Annotated in this window: 14 protein-coding genes, 1 tRNA gene and 1 pseudogene; 9 read left to right on the forward strand and 7 right to left on the reverse strand. The window is 63.6% G+C overall.

Going from position 1 to position 16,343, the window contains the following annotated elements:
- Positions 1-2 precede the first annotated feature (2 nt).
- On the reverse strand, positions 3-293 hold the full coding sequence (locus QRN40_RS12310; protein ID WP_285115941.1) for a hypothetical protein: 291 nt from the start codon (positions 291-293) through the stop codon (positions 3-5).
- Positions 294-348: 55 nt separating this feature from the next.
- Here QRN40_RS12310 and QRN40_RS12315 point away from each other — a divergent pair, with 55 nt between their 5' ends.
- Together QRN40_RS12315 and QRN40_RS12320 are read left to right on the forward strand one after the other, a co-directional pair.
- Positions 349-729, forward strand: coding sequence for a cold-shock protein (locus tag QRN40_RS12315; protein ID WP_090040500.1), 381 nt, complete (start codon positions 349-351; stop codon positions 727-729).
- Positions 722-1,612 carry a DUF3027 domain-containing protein gene (locus QRN40_RS12320; RefSeq protein ID WP_285115943.1) on the forward strand — a complete coding sequence of 297 codons (891 nt, stop codon included), beginning with the start codon at positions 722-724 and terminating at the stop codon, positions 1,610-1,612. Before QRN40_RS12315 ends, QRN40_RS12320 begins: the two co-directional genes overlap by 8 nt.
- Here QRN40_RS12320 and QRN40_RS12325 read toward each other — a convergent pair.
- Positions 1,532-1,696: pseudogene (locus tag QRN40_RS12325) on the reverse strand (DUF2530 domain-containing protein); the annotation flags it as partial. The gene QRN40_RS12320 and the pseudogene QRN40_RS12325 sit on opposite strands and share 81 nt — an antisense overlap.
- A gap of 7 nt (positions 1,697-1,703) precedes the next feature.
- Positions 1,704-2,819 (reverse strand): phosphoserine transaminase, encoded by a 1,116-nt coding sequence (gene serC / locus QRN40_RS12330; RefSeq protein WP_285115944.1) that lies wholly within the window; start codon positions 2,817-2,819, stop codon positions 1,704-1,706.
- 132 nt (positions 2,820-2,951) lie between these two features.
- Here serC and QRN40_RS12335 point away from each other — a divergent pair, with 132 nt between their 5' ends.
- From QRN40_RS12335 to QRN40_RS12345, 3 genes are all read left to right on the forward strand, one after another.
- The gene (locus QRN40_RS12335; protein ID WP_285115945.1) at positions 2,952-3,644 is read left to right on the forward strand and encodes an iron-dependent transcriptional repressor DtxR; all 693 of its coding nucleotides are present in this window, start codon (positions 2,952-2,954) and stop codon (positions 3,642-3,644) included.
- Between the two features lie 310 nt (positions 3,645-3,954).
- Positions 3,955-4,737 (forward strand): C40 family peptidase, encoded by a 783-nt coding sequence (locus tag QRN40_RS12340; protein WP_285115946.1) that lies wholly within the window; start codon positions 3,955-3,957, stop codon positions 4,735-4,737.
- Between the two features lie 398 nt (positions 4,738-5,135).
- Positions 5,136-5,651 (forward strand): HNH endonuclease, encoded by a 516-nt coding sequence (locus QRN40_RS12345; RefSeq protein WP_285115947.1) that lies wholly within the window; start codon positions 5,136-5,138, stop codon positions 5,649-5,651.
- A gap of 84 nt (positions 5,652-5,735) precedes the next feature.
- On the opposite strand, the gene QRN40_RS12350 is transcribed toward QRN40_RS12345, so the two are convergent.
- Genes QRN40_RS12350 through QRN40_RS12365 form a run of 4 tightly spaced genes read right to left on the reverse strand, consistent with a single transcriptional unit; the run spans position 5,736 to position 8,036 of the window.
- On the reverse strand, positions 5,736-6,506 hold the full coding sequence (locus QRN40_RS12350) for an ABC transporter permease (RefSeq protein ID WP_285115948.1): 771 nt from the start codon (positions 6,504-6,506) through the stop codon (positions 5,736-5,738).
- On the reverse strand, positions 6,503-7,339 hold the full coding sequence (locus tag QRN40_RS12355) for an ABC transporter ATP-binding protein (protein WP_285115949.1): 837 nt from the start codon (positions 7,337-7,339) through the stop codon (positions 6,503-6,505). Before QRN40_RS12355 ends, QRN40_RS12350 begins: the two co-directional genes overlap by 4 nt.
- Positions 7,336-7,704 carry a DUF1048 domain-containing protein gene (locus tag QRN40_RS12360; RefSeq protein ID WP_285115950.1) on the reverse strand — a complete coding sequence of 123 codons (369 nt, stop codon included), beginning with the start codon at positions 7,702-7,704 and terminating at the stop codon, positions 7,336-7,338. Before QRN40_RS12360 ends, QRN40_RS12355 begins: the two co-directional genes overlap by 4 nt.
- Positions 7,705-7,706: 2 nt before the next feature.
- Complete coding sequence (locus tag QRN40_RS12365; protein WP_285115951.1) at positions 7,707-8,036, reverse strand: PadR family transcriptional regulator; 330 nt, start codon at positions 8,034-8,036, stop codon at positions 7,707-7,709.
- A gap of 120 nt (positions 8,037-8,156) precedes the next feature.
- Between QRN40_RS12365 and QRN40_RS12370 the strand changes: the two genes are divergently transcribed.
- The 4 genes from QRN40_RS12370 (at position 8,157) to QRN40_RS12385 (ending at position 16,269) form a co-directional block, all read left to right on the forward strand.
- A tRNA-Arg gene (locus QRN40_RS12370) sits at positions 8,157-8,228 on the forward strand.
- Between the two features lie 387 nt (positions 8,229-8,615).
- Positions 8,616-12,032 carry an NACHT domain-containing protein gene (locus QRN40_RS12375; RefSeq protein ID WP_285115952.1) on the forward strand — a complete coding sequence of 1,139 codons (3,417 nt, stop codon included), beginning with the start codon at positions 8,616-8,618 and terminating at the stop codon, positions 12,030-12,032.
- Positions 12,033-13,166: 1,134 nt separating this feature from the next.
- Entirely contained in the window at positions 13,167-14,480 is a 1,314-nt protein-coding gene (locus tag QRN40_RS12380; RefSeq protein ID WP_285115953.1) for an AAA family ATPase, read from the forward strand.
- Between the two features lie 1,285 nt (positions 14,481-15,765).
- Positions 15,766-16,269, forward strand: coding sequence for a phosphatase domain-containing protein (locus tag QRN40_RS12385; RefSeq protein WP_285115954.1), 504 nt, complete (start codon positions 15,766-15,768; stop codon positions 16,267-16,269).
- The last annotated feature ends 74 nt before the right edge of the window (positions 16,270-16,343 follow it).

Genomic DNA, 16,343 nt, shown 5'->3' on the forward strand with positions numbered 1-16,343 from the left:
GGCTAGCGCCGGCCCTTTGCAGCGCCCGCGGCGCGGTTCGCGGCCCGGTTGCGGCGGGCGCTCACGATGAGGAGGGCGATGATCAGCACGAACGCGACGGGGAGCGCCACGAGCGGGAAGAAGAACACGGTCGGCCAGAGCCCCTGACCCGAGCCCTGGGCGGCGAATTGCCCCGCCGCGGTACCGATCAGGATGGCTGCGATGCAGACCAAGGACACGATGACGAGCGCGGCGACGATGTAGGCGAGGATGCGCTGGAGCCGCGATGCCGGCGGCGGGGTCTGCTGAGTCACGAAATCAAGGATAATTGAGGACGGTCATCCGATCCCCATGCGAAGCGAGGTTCCCATGCCAACCGGCAAGGTCAAGTTCTACGACGAGGAGAAAGGCTTCGGCTTCATCAGCTCTGATGACGGCCAGGAAGTCTTCCTGCACGCCTCGGCCCTCCCCGCTGGTGCCGTTGTGAAAGCGGGATCGCGTCTCGAGTTCGGCATCGCCGACGGCAAGCGCGGAGCGCAGGCGCTCTCGGTGCGCGTGCTCGAGGCTCCGCCGAGCCTGGCGAAGATGAAGCGCAAGTCGGCCGACGACATGGCGATCATCGTCGAAGACCTCGTGAAGCTGCTCGACGGCATCGGCTCCAACCTGCGCCGCGGCAAGTACCCGGACAAGGCCCACGGCGCGAAGATCGCCGCGGTGCTGCGCAAGGTCGCGGACGACCTGGATGCCTGAGCTCGGCGACGACGTCGAGCCGACGGCTGCGGAGTCGGCGGCCGAGGAGTCGGCGGCGGCCGAGGAGTCGGCGGCGGCCGAGCTCGCCGTGGAGTCGGACGAGCCGGCCGACGAGGTCGAGCTCGTCGCGGACCCCGAGTTGCTGGCGGCGCAGCCGCTCGCCCTCCAGGCGCTGCGCGAGATCACCCCCGAGAACACGATCGGCGAGCCGCTCGGCCATGTCGTCGAGGCGCCCGGCATCGTGTCCCTGCTGTTCGCCAGCCGGGTGCCCGGGTACCCGGACTGGCACTGGACCGTCACCGTCGGCCGGACGGCCGACGACGAGCAGCCCACGGTGCTCGAGGCGGAGCTGATGCCCGGCGAGGGCTCGCTGCTCGCGCCCGACTGGGTGCCGTGGTCCGAGCGTCTGGCCGACTACCAGGCCGCCCAGGAGGCGCTCGCCGCTCATGCGGCCGAGTCCGGCGACGAGTCGGACGAGTCCGATGACGACGAGGATGACGACGAGTCGGATGACGCGTTCGACGACGCCGAGGACGACCACGATGTCCACGATCTGCACGACGAGGACGACCTGGACGGTGTCGACATCGACAGCGTCGACGTCGACTTCGACGAGGAGACCGACGTCGACAGCGACCTCGACCTCGAGGCCGAGGAGGCAGCGGCCCTCGCGGACTCCGACGACGAGGATGACGACGACGAAGACGACGAAGACGACGAAGACGACGAAGACGCCTCAGCGGCGCCGGGCGATGGTGAGGTAGCCGAGTCCGAGGACGCCGAGGGCGAGTCCGACGATGATCGTCCAGAGCCAGGTGCCCCCGCCGAGCGCGGGTCCGCCGACGATGAGGACGACGACCAGGGCGACCACCCACAGGCCTAGTCCGACCACGACGGCCCGCCGGTCATCCGTTTTCACGGGGATCGGGTCGGGCCGTCGTTCGTCGTCGCGGAGCCAGAGGCGCATGGCCGGGTCAGCCCAGTCGCTCGACCACGTATTCGATGCAGCCGGTCAGTGCGCGCACATCCGCCGGCTCGATGGCCGTGAAGGTGGCGACGCGGAGCTGGTTGCGGCCGAGCTTCCGGTACGGCTCGGTGTCGACGATGCCGTTGGCGCGGAGCGTCTTGGCGACGGCCGCCGCATCCACGCGCTCGTCGAAGTCGATCGTGACGACGACCTGCGACCGGTGCGCCGGGTCCGCCACGAACGGCGTCGCGTAGTCGACGCTCTCGGCCCACGTGTACAGCGCCTGCGACGACTCGCGGGTGCGGGCGTCGGCCCAGGCGAGACCGCCGTTGCCGTTCATCCACTCGAGCTGGTTCTCGAGCAGGACGAGCGTGGCGATGGCCGGGGTGTTGAGCGTCTGGTTGAGACGCGAGTTGTCCACCGCGTTCTTCAGGCTGAGGAACTCCGGGATGTACCGGTCGGTGGCCGCAATGCGCTCGACGCGCTCGAGGGCCGCGGGGGAGAACAGGGCGAGCCAGAGGCCGCCGTCCGATGCGAAGTTCTTCTGCGGGGCGAAGTAGTAGACGTCCGCCTCGCCGACCTCGAGGTCGACGCCGCCCGCTGCGCTGGTCGCGTCGATCACGGTCAGGGCGCCGTCGTCGCCGTGCACGCGCCGGACCGGCGCCATGACGCCCGTCGAGGTCTCGTTGTGCGGCCACGCGTAGACGTCGACGCCCTGGACGACCTCCACCTCACTGCGCGACCCGCCGGGCGCCTCGATCACGTGCGGGGCATCCAGCCACGGCGTCGCCGCCGCCTTGGCGAACTTGCCGCCGAACTCACCGAAGACCAGGTTCTCGCTGCGCTTCTCGATCAGTCCGAAGGCGGCGGCATCCCAGAACGCGGTCGAGCCGCCGTTCCCGATGACGACCTCGTAGCCCTCGGGGAGGCGGAACAGGTCGCCCAGGCCCTCGCGCACGCGTCCCACCAGGTTCTTGACCGGCGCCTGACGGTGGGAGGTGCCGAGCAGCTCCGCGCCGGGACCGGCGAGGTAGGCGAGCTGCTCCGGGCGGACCTTGGAGGGTCCGCATCCGAATCGACCGTCGGCGGGCAGCAGGTCAGAGGGGATCGTCACGTCCGGCATAACTGAAGTGTATTGGCTGTTAGGGGAGGGGACGGTGCGCATGACGCACTCCGTCTTGCGCCTGCCGACGCCTGTCACCCGCACCAAGTAGTCTGATATCCGGCATTCGCGCGCCGTCACATGGAGGGGCCCATGACCGACCTGATCGACACGACAGAGATGTATCTCCGTACCATCCTCGAGCTCGAGGAGGACAACATCGTCCCCCTGCGCGCACGCATCTCCGAGCGTCTCGGTCACTCCGGCCCCACCGTCTCGCAGACGGTCGGCCGTATGGAGCGCGACGGCCTCGTCGTTGTGTCCGGCGACCGCCACCTCGAGCTCACCGACGACGGGCGCCGCAAGGCCGTTCACGTCATGCGCAAGCACCGCCTCGCGGAGCGCCTGCTGAGCGACGTCATCGAGCTCGAGTGGGAGTACGTCCACGAAGAGGCCTGCCGCTGGGAGCACGTGATGAGCGAGCAGGTGGAGCGCAAGCTGCTGACCATGCTCGGCCACCCGACGGAGTCGCCGTACGGCAACCCGATCCCCGGACTGGGCGAGCTGGGCGCCGTCGAGTCCTCCGTATCCACTGAGAGTCTGATCAACCTCGTTGACGTCGTCCGCGGCAGCGATTCCGGGGTCACGGCCAAGATCCGCCGTCTGGGCGAGCCGGCCCAGATCGACCCCGAGCTGCTACTGCAGCTCAAGCAGGCGGGCGTCTTTCCGGGCTCGACCGGGACTTTCACCCCGGCCGGTTCGTACGTCGCCGTGCAGATCGACGGCTTCGAGACCGGCCTCGAACTCCCCAACGAGCTCGCCGCGCACATCTTCGTCGACGCCTGAATCCCGTTACCGATTCGTTAAAAAAGTCGCCGAATAGTGTGACAAACGTCATCCTGTCCCGTAGTCTCTATCGAGTCCGAACGGGCCAGAAGCCGGCCCATCAGGACCCCGGATCGAGACGCTCCACCCCCCGCAACCCGTCTCTCGATCCGTGAAGCCGAAGCCACTCGTGCGGACGGGGGCAGCTCCCTAGTGCTGCCGGAGCGTTGGAGGTCACACTTTGGCAGAATCGAGCACGCCCGGTCTCACCTCAGACCGTACGAACCCGGTCCAGAGCTCTTCATCCGTCTCCCGTCGCGTCACGCGTTCGGTGCCTGAGACGACGACGTCGTCGCGCCCGGCCACCGGATCCGTCGCCGCGCAGGCCAAGAAGAAGCGCAAGGGCGGGTGGATCCTGAACGCCGGTGTCATCACCGTCGCCACGGGCCTCATCGCCACGATGTCGCTCCCCGCGTTCGCCTTCAACCCGGCCGACGCCCAGGGCACCGCATTCGGTCCGAGCGCCGCCGACTCGATGAAGAAGGCGCAGTCGCAGACCGTCGAGGTCGGCGGTGTCGCCGCGTCGGCCGTCAACCGCGACGCCGCATCCGCCACGACGCAGGAGCAGCTGGATGCGCAGAAGGCTGCCGTCGCGGCTGCCGCTGCCGCCGAGGCAGCCCGTCGTCAGGCCGCCGTCCAGCTGGCCACCTACGCCACCCAGTCCTCGACCGGCCCGTCGGTCTCCGACTTCCTGGCCAACCCGCCGTACCCGAACTTCAGCCTCTCGCAGGTGTTCTCGGTGGCCCAGCAGTACATCGGCACCCCGTACGTCTACGGCGGCGCCAGCCCCGCGGGCTTCGACTGCTCCGGCTACGTCATGTACGTGTACGCCCAGTTCGGGATCAACCTCCCGCACTCGGTGTCCGGTCAGGCCGCGATGGGCAAGCGCATCTCGATCGCCGACGCGCAGCCGGGCGACCTCGTCATCATGAGCGGCCACGACGGCTTCTACGCCGGCAACGGCAACATCATGGATGCTCCCGACACGGGCCGCTCGATCTCGATCCGCCCGATCTGGACCAGCGACTACTACATCGTCCGCCTGGGCATCTGAGCCCGGCAGCTCTCCGGTCGGTTGCCGACCGGTGAACACTCCGCACCACAGCACCGGAACGGCGCGCCCCGAATAGGTGGCGCGCCGTTTCTGGGTTACCCTGGCGTTCTGACGCTGCGTAGCGCAGCCGCAGAATCGGAGGATCCGATGGCCGGAACACGTTCCGCCGGGCCGCTCAGTGCGACCGGGTGGGACGAGTGCGGCCTTCCGTCGGGATCGAGCATCACGCTCTCCCGCTGGGGCGACTTCCTCGCCTGCCGCCACCACGTCGAGGCCTGCCACCGCCACCATGTGGCGTGCCGCCACCATGCCGCTTCCTTCTTGGGCGCTGTCCGCACGGACAGTGCCCTTTTTGTTTCCCCGAACCCTCCCCGCACCACAGTCCTGGAAGGCCGCAGATGAAGACACTGGTTCTGAACGCCAGCTACGAGCCGCTCGGCGTGATCGCGACGCGGCGAGCCATCATGCTGGTGCTGGCCGGGAAGGCCTCCACGATCTCCGGCAGCGGGACCCAGCTGCACAGCCGTTCCCTGGTCCTGGATGCGCCGAGCGTCGTCCTGCTGAACCAGTACATCAAGGTGCCGCACCGCCGCATCCCGCTCACCCGCAAGTCGGCGCTGGAACGGTACGGCCACATCTGCGCCTACTGCGGCAAGTTCGGCGACACCCTCGACCACGTGATTCCGCGCGCCCGCGGCGGGACGCACAGCTGGGACAACGTGGTGATCGCCTGCTTCCGCTGCAACAACGTCAAGTCGGACCGCCTGCTCGCGGAACTCGGCTGGAAGCTCCCCTTCGAGCTGAAGGAGCCGCACCTGAACATGGCCTCGCTGATCAGCATGCGGTGGAACGACCCCACCTGGGAGGAGTTCACCGAGCCGTGGAGGCGGCACGAGCTGCAGCTCGCGGGCTGAGCGCTTGGTCTGGAACGGCCGAAGCGGGAGGTCCCGTGGGAGCCTCCCGTTCGGCGGCCGGGCGTCGGCCGCTGTGACGCCCGGTCAGCCTGCGGTGACCTTGCGGCGGTAGATCGTCATGGCGAAGGCGTAGGCGATCACGAGGATGCCGACCAGCCAGGCGAGGGCGATCCAGATGTCTCCTCCGACCGGCTGCTGCTCGAACAGCGCCCGGATCGTGTTGACGATGGAGGTGACCGGCTGGTGCTCGGCGAACCAGGCGACCGGTGCGGGCATGGAGTCCGTCGGGACGAACGCCGAGCTGATGAACGGCAGGAAGATGAGCGGGTAGCTGAACGCGCTCGCCCCATCCACTGTCTTCGCCGAGAGCCCTGCGATGACCGCCAGCCAGGTGAGAGCGAGCGTGAACAGGATGAGGATGCCCGCGACCGCGAGCCACGCCCAGACCGACGCCCCCGTGCGGAAGCCCATGATCAGCGCGACGCCGATGACGATCGCCATCGAGACGACGTTCGCGATCACCGAGGTGAGCACGTGCCCCCACAGGACGCTGGACCGCGCGATCGGCATCGACTGGAACCGTTCGAAGATCCCGCCCTGCAGGTCGAGGAACAGCCGGTACGACGTGTAGGCGACGCCCGAGGCGATCGTGATGAGCAGGATGCCCGGCAGCAGGTAGTTGACGTACGAGCCGCTGGCGCCGGTGTTGATGGCGCCGCCGAGCACGTACACGAACAGCAGCATCAGCGCGATCGGCGTGACCGCCGTGGTGATGATGGTGTCGGGGCTCCGCAGGATGTGTCGGAGCGAGCGTCCGGTGAGCACACCGGTGTCGGCGAGAACGTTGGTGGTCATCGTCCTTTCCCTTCCGTGCGGACCGCGGTGCGGTCGTCGTTGTCTGCGTTGGTTGTGGTGTCGGCGTCGGCGTCGTTGTCTGCATCCTCGCCGACCAGCGCGAGGAACACCTCCTCGAGTGTCGGCTGCTTCTCGACGTACTCGACCTTCGCTGCCGGGAGCAGCCGCTTGAGTTCGGCGAGGGTGCCGTTCTGGATGATCGTCCCCTTGTGGAGGATGGCGATGCGGTCGGCGAGCTGCTCGGCCTCGTCGAGGTACTGCGTGGTGAGGAGGACGGTGGTGCCCTGTCCTGCGAGGCGCTTGACCGTGTCCCACACCTCGATGCGCGCCTGCGGGTCGAGGCCGGTGGTCGGCTCGTCGAGGAAGATGATCGCCGGGTTGCCGATCAGGCTCATCGCGATGTCGAGCCGGCGCCGCATCCCGCCGGAGTAGGTGGACGCCTTGCGGTTGCCCGCGTCCGTCAGCGAGAAGCGGGCGAGCAGCTCGTCGGCGATCGCGGCCGCATCCTTCAGGTGGCGGAGCTTGGCGACGAGGATGAGGTTCTCGCGTCCGGTGAGCACCTCATCCACTGCCGCGAACTGCCCGGTGAGACTGATCTCGGCGCGCACGTCGCCGGGCTTCGCCGCTACGTCGATCCCGCGGATGGTTGCCGTGCCGGCGTCGGCCCGCAGCAGGGTGGTGAGGATGCGGACCAGCGTCGTCTTGCCGGCCCCGTTGGAGCCGAGCAGGGCGAAGATGGTGCCCGCCTGCACGTCAAAGTCGACCCCGCGGAGGACCTCGACGTCTTTGAAGGACTTCTCGATCCCGCGGACGCGGATGGCCGTGTCGCTCATCGTTCCTGCTCCTTCTCGGCTTGCTGGACCGCCTTCTCGAGGCGGGCGCGCTCCTTGTCGATCCACTTGGTGCCGCCGTACGACTCGGTGAACGTCTCGGCGAACTCGACCGGGTCGTGGCCGACCAGGCTGCTGACGGGCGTCCCGTCGACGGCGGCGCGTTCCCACAGGTCGGCGAAGTCGGTGAGCATGGTGACGAGCGTGTCGCCGTCGGTGATTCCGCCGTTGTACATGAAGTACCGCTCGAACGCCTTCGCGGCCCCGCGGTACGGCTCCGGCAGCGCCTCGATGCGGGCCTTGTACTGCCGGTACTGCTTCTTCTGCTCGAGCGACCCGGTGATGGTCTCGATCCATTTTGCGGCCATGATCAGTTGTCCCCTTCGTGGAGCTGCTGGATGCGTTCTGCGAGGAAGCTCCACGTCCTCCAGAACTCGTCGAGGTAGTCACGACCCCGGGCGTTGAGGGAGTACACCTTGCGCGGCGGCCCCTTCTCGGATGGAACCTTCTCGACATCGACAAGCCCCCGCTGCTCCACCCGCACCAGGAGGGCGTAGATCGTGCCCTCCGCGATGTCGGCGAACCCCTGCTCGCGCAGCCACGCGGTGATCTCGTACCCGTACGCCGGACGGCGCGACAGGATGGCGAGGACGATGCCCTCAAGCGTCCCCTTGAGCATCTCGGTCTCTTGCTTGCCCACGGGAACCTCCTCACTAGTCAGTGTTGCTGATTACCGGTACATAGTAAGCATGAGTACCGGTAGATAGCAAGACTGAATAGCGGGGTTCTTTTCGGGCGTTTCTGTAGACTCGGGGAGCCAGCCTCTGTAGCTCAATGGAAGAGCAGTTCCGTCCTAAGGAAACGGTTGGGGGTTCGAGTCCCTCCAGGGGCACAACCGCGTCGCAAGAGAACAGTTGGTCGGTTGCGGAATTAGAAGAATGGATAACAGCCGCTGTTCGCGGTTTGCCCACGATTTGCTCACACCAACGCCGCAGAGTCGCGGCGAGGATGAAGTGCCGCCCGGTTGCCTCCCGCCGCGAGGGTGCTTGACTGCTCGCAGAGCGACGCTTTGAGACACGCTCTCTCCATAGCGCCGCAAAGGCAGAGTGAGCGCCCGCTCTGAATGCTGACATATCGTCTAGATTCGCCGCCTCTGGGCTACAACGCCTCAGATTCATATTCCGCGCACCCACCCTGCTCGGGTAATGTCGCCTACTAGCTGGCCCACTCACCTGCGATAGCGGCAGGTGCCAGAACTTCTGCGGCTACCCGGAGGAGCATGAGCATTCTTGGTGTCCTTGTCCCGGTGGGTCTGTGTGCCGTGAAGGTTGCACTACGCCTGGCGAGTAACCCGGCCGGAGGCGACTGGGCGGATTCATTGGCGGATTTCTCTGATCTGTACGGACGAGTCTCGAACGAGTTAGATCGCCGCAAGCTTGATCGGCAGGCCGCCGATATCGCCAATGAGGTAACGCGGCATCTGGCCCGGGAGATCGAGATTGAGTACGGGAGCCTCGATGAAGGCGATGTGACGGCGGCTGCCGAAGCGGCCGTCGTCGCGCTGGTGGATTCTCTTCCGCTCGACCGACAGGATCAGGTTTCGATCGTGGCGGCCGAATACTCCGCAAACGCCCTGTACAAGGTGGTAATGCGGGGTGTTGATCGCTCATCATGGGTTGCGCTCCACGGGGAAGCAGTCGCGGATTTGACTCAGCTAATCCTGCGAAATGTGTCGCACGCGATTGCCGCAATTCTTCGCAAGCGACCAGACCTCAATATTGACATGCTTAGCGCGCTCGTCAACAAGAACGCCGAGTTCGCGGCGCTGCTTGACGAGCTGAGCACGGCCCTCATCGACCTTCCAATGCGGTTCTCCGAGACGGCTGAAGCCTCTGCAAGTCAGCGTGAGAACAGGCAAGATCTGGAGTTTCTGACTGAGTACCTGAGGGCAGTTGCCGAAGAGAACGATCGCCTAGACGTATACGGGCTGAACCTATCGCGGGAGGTCGTCCATTACGAACTCACTGCCAGCTACGTGACTCTCAGATTGAGTCACAAGTCAACAGAGCCCAGCGCTGGCAGTCTGTCACGTTTTCTGAGTCGGTCGGCCGGAGCGTCGACCACCGGTGAGAAAAAGAGTTCCCAGGTGGTCCACCTCAGCGGCCCCGCCGGATCGGGCAAGACGACCCTGCTTCAATGGCTGGCTGTAAACGCTGCCCGGGGAACTTTGCCCAAAGAGTACGGCGCGATTGCTGAGCGCCTTCCCGTTCTCATTCGCCTTAGGAATTACGGCGAGGAGCGACTCCCACGGGTCGCGGATCTGGCCCGCGCGACGACGGCCTCCACCTTGAGCGAGGAGCCGCTCGGGTGGATGTCGCGAATTCTGCGAGGTGGGCAAGGCGTCTTGTTGCTTGTCGACGGCGTGGACGAGTTCCCGGAGAAGCGGGCGCCGGAGCTCGCGACATGGTTTGAGGACTTAGATTCCGCCATACCCAGACTCACGGTGGTTGTTTCTGGCAGGCCAACAGCGGAAGCCAGCGTGCGAGCGCTAGCGGAGGAGTTTGGGAATCGTTGGAACTTGTTCGAAATTCAGCCGCTTGGGCGCACCGAGGTACAGGCATTCGTCGCACATTGGCACCGCGCGGTTGCGAGACGAAGTGGTGTCGGAGAGCTGAATAGCGAAGCCATGGTGGTGGCTGATCGCCTAAACGGCGACCCAGCGCTGCGTAAGCTCGCCTCTTCTCCGCTAGTTTGCGCTGTGCTGTGTGCACTATTTCACGCTCAGCATGGCGATCTCCCGTCTTCTCGTATCGAGCTCTACAACACGCTTGCCACAGTGCTGGTTAGCGCCCGCGACAGCCAGCGCGGGATCCTCGTCGATCAAGACTCATTGAGTGGCCCTCAGCGGCTCCTCGTATTGCAAGCGTTGGCCTCGTTTATGCTGGAGAACCGGCTGTCAGAGATACCAAAGGACCGCGCCGGTGCGTGTGTGAGACGTGCGCTAGCGGACATCCCTGGAGGCCACGACGCCAAGACGACATTGGATGCGCTTCTGAGGCGTTCTGGAGTGCTCCGCGAGCCAAGCCCTGGCGTTGTCGATTTTGTCCACCGCACGTTCCTGGAGTTCTTCGCTGCTCGCGAGCTAGCTCGCCGCGACTCACTTGAGGGACTGGCACATCACGCGGACGACCCAAATTGGTCAGAGACAGTTGTCCTGGCGGCTTCGATTGCCAACGACACTCAGTACCGCTCCATGTGCGACATAATTCTTGCGAAGTCCGATGAGGCACCCGGCGTAAGGTCGGCACCCTGGGCCGTTGGTGTGATGGGAGGCATTCTCGCGGCCCGCTCTACGCGAGTTGACTCGGTAGACAGTGAACTGTTGAAGCGTCTCCGGCTGAACTTGCCGCCACGGAGCGGTGATGACGCGCGCACGGTAATCGCGGCGGGCGAGGCAGTGTTTGGCGAGGTCGTTGCCTCAATATCTGACCCAAACAACGAGGTCGAACCTAACGTTTGCAGCGCAGTAGTGCGTGCGCTTGGTGAGTTTGGCGGCGAATCCGCTCTGCGCGCCCTGGCCGAAATGCCGTCCCGACTCCGATTGCAATTAGTTAACGACCTCGCCGCAATTTGGCCCTGGTTCGATCCCGGGCGTTTCGCTGAGTTACTTCTTCAGGACCTCAAACCCCCCTTCGCAACGAGGGTGGTGGTCAATTCCAGCCGAGTCTTTCCAAGCTTGCGCGGCCTCAGCGACCTGTTCGAATGGGAGGCCGTCATCGAAATACCCGACGAATCGCTCATCACAGACTGCGCCAACGCGCCGATCGTAAAATTGAACATCGCTGGGCTGGAACTGCTGGCCGACGAGTCCGCGCGCACGTGCGAGTTTGTGGCGGGAATCGCGGGCCTTCGGGCACTTCGGGTACAAGGAGTTTCGAATCTCAACCTCGCGGACGCCGATCTTTTCCTCCTAAATTCCATCGATTTAGGCATAACGAGAGGCGAGATAGATCTTTCGATACTGGCGGGCTCGAAAGCTCTGGATTTAGTGGCTATAGCAAGCCTGGGGACGACGAGGATGATTGCCCCGAGGTCTACTCGGATCGTCTCGCGAGTACTGAGCCTGTCGGGCGAAATCGAGATTTCCCCGGAGTTGCAATTGGCGGCAACGCAGGTATACCTCAAGCAAGTGCCGGCCGCGGCGTTGGCCTCACTTGACCTGGGGCAGACAAGCACGTTGCATCTGCGGGACATTGATGACCTAACGTCCTTGGATCTTGTCAAGGCGCAGAGTCTCCGGCATCTCCAGATCGAGTCTTGCCCAGCCTTGCAAGACATCGAAGATCTCTTGTCTATTGATCGGCTCGGTCTAGTTGAGATTCGTGGCGCAACGTCGATCACCAACGCCGAGACGCTTGCACGTTTGGACGAGCAAATCGAGACATTCGTGCTCGATGTCGACCTCGATGCGCTGCTTGAAATGCACTACACAGCTTTGGCTCTCAAGACGGAAGATGCCGATGACCGGCTTGAGGCACGCGGCTTTGGCCGATGGTCGGAGGCGAAGCGAAGACCAGTGAGTGGTGCTACCTATGAAGATTGGGATCCGGAGCCGACATTTGTCTGGCGTACGTCGGAGGAAGATTCGCCCACCGAAGAAGAACTCCGCAGTATCGAACTCGGGGATCAGGGGTGACGACCGGACTCGATGGAGCGGCACGGGTGGCGTTGGGAAAGTGACTGCTGACCGCATAAGAATCGGCATTCGATACGCTACCTCGGTGCCCAAGGCGTCGTCGTCGCAACCGGTGAGCCGCGCCCGACTTTGCGACCTGTATGCGACTGGCTATCTCGGTTGGGTCGAGAACAATCGGGAAAATCTCGGGCTGGAGGCCGTAGAACTAGCTGCGCCAACTGTCGCTGCAGATGGGCGTCGCGGCCTGATCTTCGTTCGAGCGGGAGCTTTCCGCAAGCGGTCGACGAAGCTGAACCTCCTGGCATCGCAATCTTCGGCTTCGATTCTGAAGGGGGACTCTCGATGGAGTCAACACCGTCGGCCGCGAGTGGTATGCGACGGGTCTGACGAGGTAGCGCGTTCAGCCCGATCATCTGGGGCCAACCGGGGTGCGTTGGCCTCGGGCGCGTTGGCGATCGGTCCGGCGCAATTTTGGGCAGCCTGCTTCAGGTCGGCCTGCGCTGTCGCTCGAGACTTCCCCAGGACCTCTTCCATCGGTTGACGTTGCATCATTTCGATCAGCTGAGTCTTGGGAGAGTCGGCGGTCGGAGCCACCAGAACGAAGGCGTTGTGCTGCTTCCCGCGAGCGGAGCCACGTAGGGGCCCGCCGCGTCGACTCCCGCTACTACGAGGGCGCGGTCGGTCGTCTGGTCTGAACACCGTCAACGGTCGTGGAGCACTCTCCAATGCGGCAGCCGAAGCCCACGGTCTCCGTCTCTTCGTGCGCTCGATGATTGGCATAGACCGTGTCCGCGAGGGATATATTGTCGACGTTCACCGCGGCCGCGACTTTGACCGCCGACCAGCTGACTTCGTGAACATGCTCGTTGACCAGTCACCCAGAGAGGCGGGGTCGACCCTACCCTGATTTAAGCGGCGCCATTTGTCGGCGTTGCTCCGACCGCCCCAGACGGAGTGTTTAGCGGGACGAATGTCATCGAACTCGTCGCAGCGCTGAGACGGGTCACGCAACTGCCGAGGCTGCATAGACCGAACATGGGCTCGGAAGACTCCGAAATGGGGCTGTTCTGACACCGGCGGGTGATGCGCGCGTGATTGGTAAAGCAGACCGCTACGTTGCTCTAGATTCTTCTCATGGCAGCTGCGGGAATCTCCTTGAAATCCATCGAAATTAGCGGTCTCTTCGGAAGACCGACTTTTGCTATCCATCTGGATCCCAAGCAGCCAACGATCCTCACCGGGGCCAACGGCACCGGAAAGTCGACGATTCTGCGCATCATAAACGCACTTGCGAACTCGGATGTTATACCGTTGGCAAGCGCACCACTCGAGCGGCTCACTCTTCAGATGGACGGACTTGAGACGTTCGTCATGACGAAATCTGATTCCAACGGCTTCGATTTGTCATGGGGAGAGCGGAAGGGGCGCCTAGAGGTATCCAGCCGTGTGCTCGATCTTCCAGTCTGGTCGCGACAACTGCTGGAAGAATCCCGCTTCGACGTTGAAGAGGCGTTGGAGCGCATGTCGGAGCTTGCCGGCACGAGCGGCCTGCCATTCGCGGAGTTCGTGGCAGCTAGGGAGGGTCTGGTTGGCACTCGGGGCAACGGTCCGGTCCTGAAGACCCCGGATTGGCTCCCCGAATTCGGGGCCGTCTTCCCGGTGCTGTACGTCAGCGATCAGCGACTCGTGACGGAGCGTGCGGGCAAACGTAGGCGCGGTGCACCGGCTCGCCAGCGCACAAGTAGTCTCGCGGTCGAATCCGCTGCCTTCGAGATCTCAGAGGAGATCGAGCGGGCTTTTTCGCAATACGGCAGGACTTCACAACAATTGGATCGAAGCTTCCCGCAGACGGTAATTAAGGCAATGTCGGGCCATCAGACAGTTTCCTCTGAGCGCCTGAGAGAGCTGGTGGATCACGTCGAACGGAAGCGCGAGTCGCTCCGCGCGGTGGGACTGCTCGAGCCGGACGCGTTCGGACCGAATATTGTTCCTGACTATTTTGAGGACGAGAGCCTCAACATGGTGATGAACGCGGTCCTGCACTCGACCCTGCAGAAGTTCGATGTATTAAATGACCTTGAACGCCGGCTAACAAGCCTGAAAGCGTTCCTGGACAACCGGTTCGCATCGAAAAGCTTGGTACTCAGCAGGGGCGAAGGCATGCGTTTCGTATCCGATACCGATCAGGAGATCCGGCCGGCGCAGTTGTCTTCCGGCGAACAGCAGATGATGGTGTTGGCATATGAAATATTGTTTCGGGCGAAGCCCAACACGCTGGTCATTGTTGACGAGCCAGAGTTATCGCTCCACGTGTTATGGCAGGACTCCCTCATCGACGACCTCACAAGTATGGGCAACATCGCGGGGCTTCAGTTCCTGATGGCGACGCACTCTCCGACGATTCTCGCGGAGCACCCGGAGCTCGAGCGAGCTCTCTCGTCCCGATGACTTCGTTGAGCTTCCCAAGCCCCGCAGCATTCACCCAGTCGCTGAGGATGCGGAGGAGTGGTTCAGTGCCCGGGACGCGGTTCCTAGTCGTTGAAGGCGTCTCAGACAAGAAGTCGTTTCATCCCCTCCTTGACCCTCACCTCCACTATGTTCCCGCCCGGGGAAAAGACATGGTGCTCTTCGCGTTTGAGACTTTGACTCTTGAAGGGGTAAATGACTGTCTCTTCGTTGTCGACTGCGATGGTGGTACTGAGTCCAAGTGGTTGGGACGGCATGGACTTGTTATCAGCAACAACCGAGATCTCGACGCAGATCTGCTTTTCGATCTGAATGCCTTTGACCGGGTGGCGCTCGAATATTTATCTGGATTTGGCCAAACTGCGGAGGAATGTGCTGCTGTTGGACAAGAACTTCTCGCGTATGCCCGAGCGTTGAGTGCAGATTTCGGTGTCGTCCTCGACGCTGCTCGAGATACAGGAGCGCCCACGAAGGTGTACGACGAAAACCGAGGAAGCCGGCGACGGCTCCAGCTTCTCGATTTTGACGATTCGGTCGCTTGGATCCAGAACTTCGTTCCCGTTGATCGGGAAGAGTTGGCGACACTAGCCGCGGGGGCCCTCGGGTGGACTGACGATCAACTTGCGGGGGTAATTATCGAGGTCACGGGCGGTGCGCTTAAGGCTTGTCGAGCTCACGGCCTTCCGAGATGTGCGGAATGTACGCCGAGACATTTCAGCAGCGGCCACGACCTCGTTGACATTCTTTCATTGTCGCTATCACAACGCTGCGGGTTCGTCGTATCGAGTGGCGAGCTCGCTCGCGCGACTAGACTCGCAGCTTCAACGCAGTCCGTAAGCGCTTGGAGCGTGGCTCGACGGGTGGGCGGCTGGCTTGCGCCGGGCTAGGCGCGAGCCGAAGCTCTCCATCAGTTTAGAAACGGAGTTCCGCTCTGTGCAGCTGCTGGAGCCCCGCTCGAGGACGGACAATTGCCACAATGGAGTGAGTTCGATGTGATCGCAGTCATTCTCTAGGCCGGCGGAAGCACGGAAGTCCGCGCATTTGCATCACGGTGACGGTGCTTCAAAGGCGGTCAAGTTTTCGAGTCCTCAGGGGCACCTTGGCGATCGCGGCGAGTGTACCCACCGCAATGTCGGCTCTAATGGAACTGCCGCTCGCCTCACCGGCGGCGGCGATGAGGCGCGGCCCCTATCGAACGCCCGAGTGGGCAGCGAGGGGGGATACCCAGCCTCGGTATGGGCATGTAGCAGTGGCTAGTGTTGAACTGATGCCCTACACCACCCACCAGGCTCCCCGGCCCGCCGCAATAGTGTGCGACATCGACGGGACACTCTGCGACGTACGGTCCATTCGCTACTTGGTCGAGCTACCGAGCCATCGGTCGACAAGAAACCGTGACTACAACGCTTTCCACTCTCAGTCCATCAACTGCCCCGCGTTTCCTGAAGTCGTTGGCCTTCTTGATGAGGCCAGGCGACGCGGCCGTGCCATTCTGCTTGCGACCGGTCGAGAGGAGAAGTGGGCTTTCCTCACATCGTTGTGGCTCAAAGAGCGCGGAGTTGAATATGACGAGCTGCTCATGAGGCCTAGAAACGACTTCAGAGCGGATGTTGACATAAAGGCATCAATTGCCGAAGACGTCACGAGTCGTTACCAAATCGAACTCGCCGTCGACGACCGACCCGAGATCATTGAGGTCTGGAAAGCGACCAGATTCCCGACCCGGATCGTCGATCCAGATGGCCACCTCGGTGATCTTGTGATGCCTTGATACGAACACGACGGTAGTACGCGGGGTCCTCCTAGCCTTTCCATCGAGGCGCTAGCGCGTCGTCTAAAAGGTCC

Origin of the sequence: Leifsonia sp. fls2-241-R2A-40a, from assembly GCF_030209575.1 — a bacterium.
GTDB lineage: Bacteria > Actinomycetota > Actinomycetes > Actinomycetales > Microbacteriaceae > Leifsonia.

Coding starts and splice junctions, on each gene's coding strand:
- serC (WP_285115944.1), bottom strand. CDS start 2,819: ATGCCGGACGTGACGATCCCCTCTGACCTGCTGCCCGCCGACGGTCGA.
- QRN40_RS12385 (WP_285115954.1), top strand. CDS start 15,766: ATGCCCTACACCACCCACCAGGCTCCCCGGCCCGCCGCAATAGTGTGC.
- QRN40_RS12360 (WP_285115950.1), bottom strand. CDS start 7,704: ATGGCCGCAAAATGGATCGAGACCATCACCGGGTCGCTCGAGCAGAAG.
- QRN40_RS12315 (WP_090040500.1), top strand. CDS start 349: ATGCCAACCGGCAAGGTCAAGTTCTACGACGAGGAGAAAGGCTTCGGC.
- QRN40_RS12320 (WP_285115943.1), top strand. CDS start 722: ATGCCTGAGCTCGGCGACGACGTCGAGCCGACGGCTGCGGAGTCGGCG.
- QRN40_RS12375 (WP_285115952.1), top strand. CDS start 8,616: ATGAGCATTCTTGGTGTCCTTGTCCCGGTGGGTCTGTGTGCCGTGAAG.
- QRN40_RS12350 (WP_285115948.1), bottom strand. CDS start 6,506: ATGACCACCAACGTTCTCGCCGACACCGGTGTGCTCACCGGACGCTCG.
- QRN40_RS12380 (WP_285115953.1), top strand. CDS start 13,167: ATGGCAGCTGCGGGAATCTCCTTGAAATCCATCGAAATTAGCGGTCTC.
- QRN40_RS12345 (WP_285115947.1), top strand. CDS start 5,136: ATGAAGACACTGGTTCTGAACGCCAGCTACGAGCCGCTCGGCGTGATC.
- QRN40_RS12355 (WP_285115949.1), bottom strand. CDS start 7,339: ATGAGCGACACGGCCATCCGCGTCCGCGGGATCGAGAAGTCCTTCAAA.
- QRN40_RS12335 (WP_285115945.1), top strand. CDS start 2,952: ATGACCGACCTGATCGACACGACAGAGATGTATCTCCGTACCATCCTC.